Origin of the sequence: Kitasatospora sp. NPDC096128 (assembly GCF_040303105.1) — a bacterium.
Lineage (GTDB): Bacteria > Actinomycetota > Actinomycetes > Streptomycetales > Streptomycetaceae > Kitasatospora.
The window spans coordinates 73,714-85,762 of sequence record NZ_JBEOSP010000004.1 but is presented as its reverse complement, the minus strand read 5'-3'; the positions used below and the strand labels follow the sequence as shown (position 1 = coordinate 85,762).

The following is a 12,049-nucleotide window of genomic DNA, read 5'->3' as shown; positions in this document are numbered from 1 at the left end:
CGGGGGCCACCGATTAACGAGGCTGGTGGGAGTTCACGTGGGGCTCAGTCGATGCGGTGCTCGCGCCAGAAGGGCGCGAGGTCGACGGTGGTCGCGGCCTGGGCGGCGGCCTTGAACTCGGCGGTGGTGGAGACGCCGAACCAGTGGGCGCGGGCATAGTCGTGCAGGAGGGCGGCCATCGTGTCCGCGCCGATCAGGCGGCGCAGTTCGTGCAGGGCGCAGGAGCCGTGGCCGTAGATGACCGGCTCGTAGCGGTCGGGGTGGGCGTCCCAGTAGCTCATCGAATTGGTGAGGCGCTCGCCTGGGGCGAGGAAGGGTGTGGCGGCGGTGCAGTCCTCCTTGGTCCGGCCCATTTCGACGTCCATGGCGTACTCGGCGAAGGACTCGTCCAGCCAGGGCGCGCGGTACTGGTCGTCGCCGACGATGCCGTACCACCACTGGTGCGCCAGCTCGTGGATGACGGCGGAGGGGCGGATCCGGTCGAGGACGAAGGCCGGGTACTCCATGCCGCCGAAGTCGAAGGCGTCGTCGAGGACGGTGGCGACGTCCCCGTACGGGTAGGGGCCGTAGCGGGCGGAGTGGTCGTCGATGGTGCGCACGGAGAGGTCCAGCATCGCCTGGGCGTCCTCGGCGGTGACGCCGGTGACCGAGTAGACGGCGATCCGGACGCCGCCGGCCGACCGCCCGTCGATGCGGTGGAACGGCCCGGCGGCCCAGGCGAATTCGCGGACGTGCCGGGCGCCGACCCGGGTGATCGTGCGGCCCGGCCCGCCGGGGGTGTCGACGGCGGTGCCGGTGGCGGGCACCAGCACCTCGGTGGGGTGGTCGAGGGTGACGGCGAAGTCGGAGGCGAGGCCGAAGAAGGACTCGCCGAGCTCGCTGTACGGGTCCAGGTGCCAGCCCGTCCCGTCGCGGACGGCTAGGACGGGCAGGGCGTTGCCGATGAAGCTGAACGCGCCGTCGCGGCCGAAGCGGTCGATGCCGTCCGGGACGTCCACGGCGAGGTCGAACTCGACCGTGTCGGAGGCGCCTTGGGCGAGCGGGCGGGCCAGCGGGACGCGCAGGGCGGTGCAGTCGACCTCGGCGGTCCCGTTCAGGCCGGTCACCCGGACGGACGGGGTCGCGCAACCGCCGCGGAAGTTGTCCCAGAGTCGCAGGTACACCTCGTGCAGCGGCTCGGGCGAGGCGTTGCTGAAGGTGATCCGCTCGTGGCCGCGCCAGTGCGCACCGGTGGCGTCGCTGCTCAGCTCGACGGCGTAGACCGGGGTGCCGGGGGTGCGCGTCGGGTCGGCGGGGGCGCGGCCGGGTGGGGCGGCGGCCACCGACAGGAGCACGGCGAGGACGGCGAACAGGGGGAGGAGACGTCGCACGCCGTGGATCCTGTCGGTGGAGGGGGTCGGAGAGGCGGGGTGCAGGGGCGGGGTGCCGTGAGAACGGCCCCGACCACCCCGGGGACACGAGCAGCTCCGCCGTCGGGGTGACCGCGCAGACCTCCCACCGGTGGCACGGGGAGCGAGGGCTCGGGAGCGGCGCGGGGACACGTCAGCGGAGGGGCCGGGCGGCTCCCGGGGTTTCGACCAGGAGCTGGAGCAGGGCGTCGGCGACCTGGGCGGCACCCGCCGTGCCGACCGCGTTCGTCAACGCCGTCCAGTCGGGGACGTGACGGTCGGGGACACGACGGTCGGGGGCGTGACGGTCGGGGACATGACCGCCGGGGGTGTGGCCGTCGGGGGCGGGCAGGCCGGCCCCGGGCCCGCCGGCCAGCCCGTCGGCCAGCTGTTTGAGCTTCTCGACCAGGCTCTCCCGTACGGCCGTCGCCGTCCGGTGGCGGCCGAGGTCGGCGGCGCGGGAAATGCCGCCGTAGATCAGGTCGAGCGCCTTGCCCTCACTGTGGACGCGCAGTGCCAGCGCCTCCTCCTCGTCGAACACCTCGCGGGGCCAGCGGAGACGGACGTCGGCGCCGAGCGCCTGGCTGTGGAAACGGCCGCTGAAGATCTGGCCGAGGTTCTGCGGCGGCAGGCAGAGCGTGGGGGTGCCGAGTCGCCCGGCCTCCAGGAGGGTGGTCAGCCCGGGAGAGGTGAGTAGCACGTCGCATTCGGCGAGGCGACGCAGGAACTCCTTGTGGGGGAGGGCGCCGACGGCGGTGACGGGCGGGTGGGTGCAGGAGTCCATCAGGTGGGCGGCCAGCCAGGCGGGCAGGTTGCCCGCGATGTGCACCTCGGTGACCCCGCTCGCGGTGAGCGCCTCCAGCGCGGCGGGCAGGACGAGTTGCGGATAGCTCGCCCAGTCCGTGAGGTGGGGCGCGCGCAGTCCGCCGAGGTTGAGCAGCGCGCGCCGGGGGTGGGGTGTGGGCGTGCGGCTGCGGACGACGCCGCCGTCGTCGATCACGGCGTCCACCCAGCGGAGCCGGCGCGCGCCGGCCAGCACCCGGGCGCCCTCCGACGGCAGCTCCACGCACCGCTGGGCGCAGTACACCTCGGCGTCCAGCGGGAGGTCGGGCCGGTCGCCGTCCGTCCGGAGGAACGGCAGGCTGTCCACGAACACCACCGGCACCCCGCAGGCCCGCAGCGCGTTCGCCAGCGCGCCGTTCAGCACCACCAGAGCCGCCCGCACGCGCTGTGCGTGGACGATCCGGCTCAGCTCCCGGTTCGACTGCTCCTCCGGGAGGTCGAACCAGCGCTCCACCGGCTGCTCGGCGAGCACCGGTCTACCCAGCCCGGAGGCCAGTCCGATGAATCTCAGCCGTTCGCCGCCGCGGGCCCGGAGCGCGGACAGGACCGCGCTCAACTTCCCCGAGCTGCCCCAGCCGAACTCCACCCCGGCCACGGCCACCGTGCTGCTCTCCGCGTTCGCCTTCATCGCTGCCAACTCCCCCGCCCGTACCGGATTTTCCTGTCGCTCCGCATTCGTACCAGCCGGGCGAGACCGAGTCGGTTCGACTACCTACGGAAAAGCGAAACCTAACCACCCCGCCAGGTGAAGTTCCCGTTCGGTGCATTGACGAAGGAGGGCCGAGCGGTGCAGTCGGCAACCCGCCGCTCCCCCCGGGGGGGGGGAGGGAGTCGGCTACCGCCTGGGGGCCGCGTCCTCGATGGCTGCGAGCAGGCGGGTGTGGACGGCGGTGGCGGCTGCGCGGGTGGCCGGGTCAGGGTCCTTCAGCTGCGGGGTGATCAGCTCGGCGGCCGCGGCGAGGACCGGCACGGGCACGGTCGCCTCGCGCAGGTGGAGGAGTTGGGAAGCGGCCCGCTCGCCGGGCGTGGCCTGGGTGCGGGCGTCGGGGATGAGGGCGGTGAGGCCCCGGGGAATCGGCTGAGTGCTGGTCACCGTCCCATTCTTCCGCGCCCCGCCCGGCCGTGGTGACCGGGAGCGCGCGGGCCCGTCGCCGCGGGCCCCGGGCGTGGGGACCGGGAGAAGGTTTGGCGGGGTGCCCGGGAAATCTTGTATGGTTCTTCGCGAATCATCCAGAGGGGTGGAGGGACCGGCCCTACGAAGCCCCGGCAACTCCCCGTTCGACCCGGCGTCCGAAGTACGCGCCGTGCCGTCCGGGGTCAGTGCCAACTCCGGCCTGTCGCCAACGTGGCGCGGGGAAGATGAGGAGACACGGTGCTCTCTGTGCTGTCCTTCGCCCGGGCGCTTCCCGCCCCGGCCCTTTCGCGTACCCGTCTCGTGCTCGGCGCAGGCAATCTGCTGTTCCCGCAGGCCTGTCCCCGCTGACCACCCCGCTCCCATCCCCACCGGAGCGCCCGTGAGCCGAACCCACCCGTCGCTCACGGGATCTGAGACTGGAGTACCCGTCCATGGAGAACACGAGCGGCGTCGGCGTGCTCGACAAGATCACCTCGATCCTCGGCACCCTGGAGGCCGGTCCGGCCACCTTGGCCGGGCTGGTCGACGCCACCGGCCTGGCCCGGCCGACCGCCCACCGGATCGCCGTCGCACTGGAGCACCACCGGCTGCTCGGTCGGGACTTGCAGGGCCGGTTCGTCCTCGGCCCGCGGCTCGCCGAGCTCTCCTCCGCCGCCGGTGAGGACCGCCTGCTGGCCGCCGCCGGTACGGTCCTGACCCACCTGCGCGACGTCACCGGCGAGACCGCCCAGCTGTACCGGCGGCAGGGCGAGGTCCGGATCTGCGTCGCGGCCGCCGAGCGCCTGTTCGGCCTGCGGGACACCGTTCCGGTCGGCCTGGCCCTGCCGATGAAGGTCGGCTCGGCCGCCCAGGTCCTGCTGGCCTGGGAGGAGCCCGAGCGGCTTCACCGCGGCCTCCAGGGCGCCCGGTTCACCGCCACCGCGCTCAGCGCTGTGCGGCGCCGGGGCTGGGCCCAGTCGATCGGCGAACGCGAGCCCGGCGTCGCCTCCGTCTCCGCGCCCGTCCGCGGCCCGTCCGGGCGGGTGGTGGCGGCGGTCGCGGTCTCGGGGCCGATCGAACGGCTCACCCGGCACCCCGGTGCCCGCCTCTCGCAGGCCGTCATCGAGGCGGCCGGCCACCTCACCGACGCGCTGCGCAGGCCTTGACCGACGAACTGCGCACTCAAGAACGCCGCGCGGGCCCTGATCGAGCCGCTGACCAGGGCCCGGGCGGCCACCGGCAGCACCGTGCCGGTGGCCGGACCGGCTCAGCGCCGCAGGTGCTGGACGGCGCGCGGGCCGACCGCGGGCGCCCCGGTGCGCGCCGCCTGGTCGGTCGGTCCGTCCGCGGCCGGGCTGCGCAGGGTGTCGGGCCGGAAGCGGCCGCTGTAGACGTCGGTGGAGTTCAGCGGGTCGGCGCCGGCGGTCACCAGCACCGGGCGGATCCGGTGGCCGTCGGTGATCAGGGCCTCGTAGTCACCGAGGAAGTGTCCTCCGGCGAAGGGCGCCTTGAGCCAGTCGAAGACCGGCGAGATCTGCCGCTCGACCGGGCTGCTCTCGCCGCCGCGCGGGAAGCTGAGCAGCCAGGCGGCGGTGGGCAGCGTGGTGGTGTCGCCCGGGGTGAGGTAGCGCAGGTCGTAGTAGCTGACGGCGACGGTGCCGTCGGCCGTCACGGTGATGGACGGGGTGAAGGCCGGCGCGCCCGGGGCCTGGTTGATCCGGGTGGGGCCGCTCCAGGTCCGGCCGCCGTCCTCGGAGTGCACCAGCTGGATCGCGTCGTACCGGCCGCCGGTGGACTCCGAGCCCTCGTAGGCGAGGTAGAGCTCGCCGGTCTGCGGGTCGACGGCCACGCTGGGCAGGCCGGCGCCGGCCCGGAGGGACTTGGTGGCGTCGGCGGGCGCGTTCGGGTGGACCTCGGGCACCGAGGTGTCGGCGGCGACCCGGACCGGCTGGCTCCAGGTGCGGCCCTGGTCGGTGGAACTGACCATGCCGAAGTGCACATCGCTGACCGTGGTGGCGGTCGCGTCGGTGAAGGTGATCCAGTCGAAGAAGTCGTACAGCGTGTCGGTGCGGGGGTCGACCACGATCTGGTTGCCGATGGTCTGGGTGTTCGGCGTCGTGCCGGTGATCACGAAGGGCTTCGCCGGGGACCAGGTGCGACCGTGGTCGCGGGTGACGGAGAGGTAGCCAGGCCCGTCGAAGGCCGGCGCCGGGCCGGCGGCCTGGTCCACCCGGTCCCAGACCTGGTAGGCCGTGCCCGGGTGCACCGGGTCGGCGGTGACGGCGTTCTTGTCGTCGGTGATCGCCGGATCGTTGTCACCGATCAGCTCGGTGACGTGCTGCCAGCTGCGCCCGCCGTCGGTCGAGGTGGCGGCGGCCACCGCGCTGCGGGGCGTGGTGGCGTCGAAGACCAGGGCACTGGCGTATGCGGTGCCGTCGGGGCCGAAGCTCACCCAGCCGTCGGAGGCCCGCTGGTAGGCCAGTCCGCCCGGGGCGCAGTGGGTGAACGGCAGGGTGCTCTGGGTGAAGTGCACGCCGTCCGTGGTGTAGCTGGCGCTCAGGCCGCGGGCGCCGCCGTTGGACCAGCGGTCCTGCTGGTAGATGGTGATGGTGTTCGCCGGATCGAGCGGGTTGGCGGCGGCGTACGGTTCGTCCTCCGCGGACGGGTAGTTGGTGCCGTCACCGTCCGCGGAGAGGTCGCAGGCGGCGTACGGGTCGCCGGGCGAGATCACGGCGAGCGGGGCAGCGGGCGTGGCCGCGCCGGTCGGGTTCGCGCCGGTCGGGTTCGCGGCGCTGGTGGTACCGGGCGTGGCCGCGCCGGCCGGGGTGCCGCCCGCGGCGGCGAGGAGGAGCGCCGCGGTCGCGGTGGCGAGCGACGCTCTGGTGCGGAACTGCATGGAGACCCCCATGGTCGTCAGCGGGAGGTGACTGGTGTCCTGGGTGGTGCTGCGCTGTCCCGGTGCCGAACGGGAGTTGACGTTCGGTCGGCCGCGCGAGTCTAGCCAGCCCCAGGGGGCGCGCCAACCATCCGCGCGCGCTCCTTACCCAGTCCGTACCATCTGTCGCCCTACTGGCGCTGACCTGCGGTTCTACTCCCATGTCCCGGTCGTCCTCCGGGCGATCGACCGTCCGGGCGCCCATCGCCCGGATATTCGGTTTGCCCTGTCGTACCCCCGTTCTAGGGTGCTCCCGACACGACCTGAGAGAGAGTCCGTTGAGCCAAACCTTTCGCGTCGACCTGCGCGGGATCGTCGACCTCCTGAGCCACCACCTCTACACCAGCCCGCAGGTGTACGTCCGCGAGCTGCTGCAGAACGCCGTGGACGCGATCACGGCCCGGCACCCGGGCGACGCCGCCGAGGCGTCGCGGGAGGCCCGGATCGCGATCGCCTCCAGCGACACCACCGGCGACGGCTCACTGACCATCAGCGACAACGGCATCGGCCTCGCCGAGGCGCAGGTGCACGAGTTGCTGGCGACGATCGGGCGCAGCTCGAAGCGCGACGAGCTGGGCTTTGCCCGGCACGAGTTCATGGGCCAGTTCGGCATCGGCCTGCTGTCCTGCTTCATGGTCTCCGACGCCATCGAGGTCACCACCCGCCGGGCCGGCGAGCCCACGGTGCGGTGGCACGGATTCTCGGACGGCGCCTACTCCGTCGAACTCGCGCCCGCCGACGGGCAGCGCGAGGAGACCGGCACCACGGTCACCCTGCGCCCCCGCCCCGGCTGCGAGCAGCTGCTCACCCGCCGGGCCGTGACCGAACTGGTCACCCACTACGGCGCCCGGCTGCCACACCCGGTCACGGTCGACGGCACCCCGGTCACCGGCGGCCCCGCACCCTGGGACCGCCCCGAGGGTGAGGGCGAACCGGCCCGCCGCGCCCGCCTGCAGGCGTACTGCGAGGAGGTCTTCGGCTTCACGCCCTTCGACGTGATCGACGTGGCCACCGCCGAGGCGGGCCTGCGCGGCGTGGCCTTCGTCCTGCCGATGCCGGCCAACCCTGCCGTCCCGGCCGCGCACCGGGTGTACCTCAAGCAGATGCTGCTCGCCGAGGGCGCCGAACGCCTGCTGCCGGAGTGGGCCTTCTTCGTGCGCTGCGTCGTCGACACCTCGGAGCTGCGGCCCACCGCCAGCCGCGAGGCGCTCTACGAGGACTCCCTGCTGGACGCGACCCGGGATGCCCTCGGCGACCGACTGCGCGGCTGGCTGGTGAGGTTGAGCCGTCGGGAGCCCGCCCGGCTGCGCTCCTTCCTGCGCGTCCACCACCTGGGCGTCAAGGCGCTCGCCCTGCACGATGACGACATGCTGCGCCTGGTCGCCGAGTTCTGGCCGATGGAGACCAACGTCGGCCCGCTGACCCTCGCCGAGTTCACCGACCGCTACGGCCTGCTGCGCTTCACCCCGCTGCTGGACGAGTTCCGGCAGCTGGCGCCGGTGGCCGCCGCGCAGGGCCTGGCGGTCGTCAACGCCGGCTACGTGTACGACGCCGAACTGGTCGACCGGCTCGCGACGGTGGACCGGGCCCTGGAGGTCGAGCAACTGCGCGCCGCCGACCTCACCACCCACCTCCAGCGCCTGGACACGGCCGAGGAACAGGCGATCGCCCCGTTCCTGGCCGTGGCCGACCGGGTGCTCGACCGGCTCGGCTGCGACCTGCTGGTCCGCTCCTTCGAGCCGTCCGGACTGCCCTCGCTCTACCTCCTGGACGAGGACACCGCCTTCCAACTGGACGTCCAGGGCGCCCGGGAGCAGGTGGACGAGACCTGGGCGGCGATCCTCGGCAGCTTCCAGGCCGACACCCCGCCCCGGCCCCGGCTGGTGCTCAACCACCGCAACCCGCTTGCCCGCCAGGTCCTTGCGCTGGCCGATCCGGAGCTCCAGACCATGTGCCTGGAGGGCCTGTACGCCCAGGCGCTGCTGCTCGGCCACCACCCGCTGCGCCCGGCCGACACCGCCGCCCTCAACCAGTCCTTCCTCGGCCTGATCGGCCGGGCCGTCGCCGGAGGTGTGCGATGAGCCGGACCGAGCAGGAGCTCCGGCAGCTCTACGCCAGCACGCGCGGGATGCCCACGGGCGCGGCGAAGTTCGCCGTCCTGGAGGAGGTGATCCGCCACGCCGACGCGCTCGGGCTGGTCGAGTTCGCCTTCGACGTGCGGATGTCGGCGACCTCGGTGTTCCAGCACAGCTGGGCACCGGAGAAGGCGTTCCTCACCTTCTCCTGGTGCCTGGCGGCCTACGACCGGGAGCCGCACCGCTTCGGATCCGGACACGAGCACACCCTGCTGTGGCAGTTCAAGTGGATGGCCTACAGCGTCTACCAGTACCCGGAGATCCCGCTGCAGCGGGGGACGGACCTGCTGGAGGATATGGAGCGGCGCTACCGCCGGGGCGGTCACAGCATGCACGCGGTCCTCCAGAACCGCGGCGAGGCGGCGCAGTTCACCGGCGAGGTCGAGCGGGCCCAGGCCTACTACGAGGAGATGGCGCTCACCCGCAGGGACGCCCTCTCCGACTGCGCGGGCTGCGTGCCCAGCAGCCAGGTGCAGACCCTGGTGGCGCTCGGCCGGGACGAGGAGGCGATCCGGATCGGAGAGTCGGCGGTCCGCTCCGGCTGCACCGAACAGCCGCAGCTGATCTACTCCGAGCTGCTGCTGCCGTTCGTCCGCTCCGGCCTGGGAGAGCGGGCCGTCGAGGCGCACCGCGCCGCCTACCGGAGGATCCGCGACAACCCGCACCACCTGGGGGAGTTGGCGCTGAACCTGCTGTTCTGCGTGCACAGCGGAAACCTGGTGCGCGGACTCGACCTGATCGAGCGCCACCTCTCCTGGCTCGACCGGCCGCGCACGCCGCTGACGGAGATGGAGTTCGCGGCGGCGGCCGTGGCCGTCCTGTCCCGGAGCCAGGAGCAGAACGGCGGCGACGGCGGGGCGGTGCTTCGCTTCCCCACCGTCGAGGGCAAGCGACGACCGGACACCCCCGCCGCCGAGCTCGCGGTGGAACTGCGCGAGCGCGCCCTGGGCATCGCGGAACGCTTCGACGCCCGCAACGGCAATACCTACCAGAGCACCCGAATACGCGACTGGATGGACACCGGCGCGATCGGCGAGCCCCTGCCGCTGTCGGTCTTCGAGCGTGCCGCGAACTCCCGCGGCGGGGAGCGACTCCAGCGGCTGCTCGACCAGGTCGCGGACCGGACCGCGGCCGGTGACCTGGTCGCGGCGGCTCGCACCAGGGCGGCCGCCGCCGAGCTGATGCTCGCCGACGAGCAGTACGCCGAGGCCGCGGAGGCCGCCGAGGAGGCCATCCGCGAGCTCGACCGGCTCGGGCTGACGGCGGACGCGGCGGCCTGCCGCTGGGTGCTGGCGCGCGCCTACCGGATGGACGGGCCGGGCGGCTCCGGCGTCCGGGCGCTGCGCGAACTCCTGGACTCGGATCCGTGGGGGCGGGAGCCGCAGGACGGTGGCCCGGGGGTGTCGCCGGAAGCGCCGCAACGGCTGCAACCGCTGCCGCTGCTGCCGGCACGTCCGGAGCTCGAAGCCGCCCTCGGCCAGTGGCTGGGCTACGGCCCCGAGGCGGCCGGCTGGAGCCTCGCCGCCGCGCGCGGCTTCGCGGCCGCGGGGCGGGAGGAGGAGGCGCTCGCGGCGCTCGGGGAGGCGCTGGCCAGGCACCCGGACGCCGATGCCGAGCCCACGGACGGTGTGCTCGCCGACCTGCTGGGGGAGACCGGTGCGGTGCTCGGCCGCCTCTTCGGCGAGGCCGGTGCGCCCGGTCGGGTCGGCGAGCGCGGCCCGACCGGCCCGACCGGTCTGACAGGCCTGGCCGGCCCGGCCGATCGCGCCGTCTCGCCCACCGTCGTCGTCCTGATCGCCTACGCGGAGCACCTGCAGGCGATCGGCCGGCTGGAGGAGGCCGCCGAGCGGCTGCGGACGGCCTGCGCCCTGCTCGACGCGCACCCGGACACCGAAGCGGCCGGGCGCCGCAGCACGGTGCTCACCGACCTCGGCGAGGTGCTGCTGCGACTCGGTGACGTGGCGGCAGCCGAGGAGTTCGCCCGTGCCGCCCTCGCGCTGCTGGAGCCGGACGACGCCTGGGAGGAGATCGTGCTCCTCGGCAAGGTCCTGCGGGCCCGGGGCGCCGACGAGGAGCTGGCGAAGTTGCTCACCGAACACGGCCTGGAACTGGAGGACCTCGACGACTGAGCCGACCTGCCGCTACCCGGCCCTGAGGGTCTACCGGCCGCCCTCCCACAGGGCGCGCTCGACGGTCCGCAGGGCGGTGGCCGACTGCTCCCAGCCGTGCCACCAGAAGAGCCCGCCGTCCTGGCCGGCCGCGGCGATCGCGCGGGTCAGTTCGGCCCACCGGTCCTCGTGCTCGCGCCGGGAGGGGAAGCGGTCGAAGGGGCGGGCGTAACGGTGGGCGGGGGCGGGCCGTGGTCCATGCGCGCGGCGTGGTCCTCAGACCGTGCCGGCGGCGGCGTTGCCGGTCGCCTCACCGGTCCCGGCCCCAGCGATCCGGGGCGCCATCGCGTCCACGAGGAGCGGAGGGTCGAGCTGGACGTACGTCTGGACGACCTGCGGCGCGGTCTCCGCCGGGGCCGTGACGTACTCGAACTCGAAGTCCATCTGGGTGGACTGTGGCGGCAGCGGATCCATCTGGGTCACCTGCGGCATGGGTTCCGCCGGGATCGAGAGCGCACCAGGGTCCGCGGGGTCCACGGCGGTGTCGCCCGCCAGAGCGAGGTCGAAGTCCACGTCGATGTCCACGCCGTGGACGGGCAGGCTGCTTGCGGTGAGCGTGATCACGGCGGTCACTCGTCCCCTCGGAGCCACGGTGGCAGGCGAGTTCATGCTACTGATCGGCCGTCCGGTCGAACAGAGCCCGGGCGCCCGGACGCACGAGCAGAATCATTCAGCCGATCGGCCCAGTACCCCACGGTCAGGCAACCGGCCCAGCCCCGCGCGCTCGCCGACCCGGACTGGTGAGCTGCGCGGGGAGCCCGCCGCCGCCCGGCCTCCCCGACCACCCGAAGGAGACCCCGGTGCCGGACCCGACGACCTCGTACGCCGACCTGCGCGCCCTGGTGATCAACTGCACCCTCAAGCGCTTGGCCGGCCCGATCTGGCTGGGTGACAACTTCTCCGTGATGAAGAAGGTCATCGGGCGGCTCTACTCCTGCTCCTCGATCCTCAACTCCGAAGGCTAGTAAGCCCACTACGGCCGGGTCGGCGGTTGTCTGATCACCGGCAACGAGGATGGCGCCAAGCACTGCGCGATGAACGTCCTCTGCAGCCTCCAGCACCTCGGCTACACCGTCCCCCCGCAGGCGGACGCGGGTTGGGTCGGCGAGGCCGGCCCGGGCCCCTCCTGCCTGGACCCGGGCTCGGGCGGCCCGCAGAACGACTTCACCAACCGCAACACCACCTTCATGACCTGGAACCAGCTCCACCTGGCCCGCATGCTCAAGGACGCCGGCGGCATCCCGGCCCTCGGCAACCAGCGCTCCGAGTGGGACGCGGGCTGCCGCTTCGACTTCGAGAACCCCGAACACCGCTGAATTGCGGGGCTCCGGGGCTGGTGGTCGGTTGACGCGTCGTCGTCCTTCAGGACCCGTTCGGCCTGCGGACAGGTGATCGAGCCCGGGAAGGGCCGCTCCAGGCCCCGGGAACTCGCGAAGACGGTAGCCGACAGCAGTGCGCTCTGCGGT

Annotated in this window: 8 protein-coding genes, 1 pseudogene and 1 riboswitch; of the genes and pseudogenes, 4 read left to right on the top strand and 5 right to left on the bottom strand. The window is 73.4% G+C overall.

The features are described from left to right. Positions 1–44: 44 nt before the first annotated feature. The 3 genes from ABTY61_RS06480 to ABTY61_RS06470 form a co-directional block, all read right to left on the bottom strand. Entirely contained in the window at positions 45–1,370 is a 1,326-nt protein-coding gene (locus tag ABTY61_RS06480; protein WP_350503789.1) for a M1 family metallopeptidase, read from the bottom strand. Positions 1,371–1,542: 172 nt separating this feature from the next. Beyond that, a complete protein-coding gene (locus tag ABTY61_RS06475; protein ID WP_350503788.1) occupies positions 1,543–2,859 on the bottom strand; it encodes a hydroxymethylcytosylglucuronate/cytosylglucuronate synthase in 1,317 nt (438 codons plus the stop codon). Between the two features lie 207 nt (positions 2,860–3,066). Beyond that, entirely contained in the window at positions 3,067–3,324 is a 258-nt protein-coding gene (locus ABTY61_RS06470) for a hypothetical protein (RefSeq protein ID WP_350503787.1), read from the bottom strand. A 130-nt stretch (positions 3,325–3,454) separates the two neighbouring features. Next, positions 3,455–3,597: riboswitch (SAM riboswitch) on the top strand. Positions 3,598–3,797: 200 nt separating this feature from the next. Between ABTY61_RS06470 and ABTY61_RS06465 the strand changes: the two genes are divergently transcribed. Further along, complete coding sequence (locus ABTY61_RS06465; protein WP_350503786.1) at positions 3,798–4,511, top strand: IclR family transcriptional regulator; 714 nt, start codon at positions 3,798–3,800, stop codon at positions 4,509–4,511. Positions 4,512–4,612: 101 nt separating this feature from the next. On the opposite strand, the gene ABTY61_RS06460 is transcribed toward ABTY61_RS06465, so the two are convergent. After that, positions 4,613–6,241, bottom strand: a complete 1,629-nt coding sequence (locus tag ABTY61_RS06460) for a sialidase family protein (protein WP_350503785.1) — start codon at positions 6,239–6,241, stop codon at positions 4,613–4,615. Between the two features lie 317 nt (positions 6,242–6,558). Between ABTY61_RS06460 and ABTY61_RS06455 the strand changes: the two genes are divergently transcribed. Beyond that, positions 6,559–8,361 (top strand): HSP90 family protein, encoded by a 1,803-nt coding sequence (locus ABTY61_RS06455; RefSeq protein WP_350503784.1) that lies wholly within the window; start codon positions 6,559–6,561, stop codon positions 8,359–8,361. Continuing rightward, positions 8,358–10,544, top strand: a complete 2,187-nt coding sequence (locus ABTY61_RS06450; RefSeq protein WP_350503783.1) for a collagen-like protein — start codon at positions 8,358–8,360, stop codon at positions 10,542–10,544. Before ABTY61_RS06455 ends, ABTY61_RS06450 begins: the two co-directional genes overlap by 4 nt. 255 nt (positions 10,545–10,799) lie before the next feature. Here ABTY61_RS06450 and ABTY61_RS06445 read toward each other — a convergent pair whose 3' ends face one another. Further along, positions 10,800–11,156 carry a hypothetical protein gene (locus ABTY61_RS06445; RefSeq protein WP_350503782.1) on the bottom strand — a complete coding sequence of 119 codons (357 nt, stop codon included), beginning with the start codon at positions 11,154–11,156 and terminating at the stop codon, positions 10,800–10,802. Between the two features lie 293 nt (positions 11,157–11,449). On the opposite strand from ABTY61_RS06445, the pseudogene ABTY61_RS06440 reads away from it, so the two are divergent. After that, positions 11,450–11,899, top strand: a pseudogene (locus tag ABTY61_RS06440) (flavodoxin family protein); the annotation flags it as partial. Positions 11,900–12,049 lie beyond the last annotated feature (150 nt).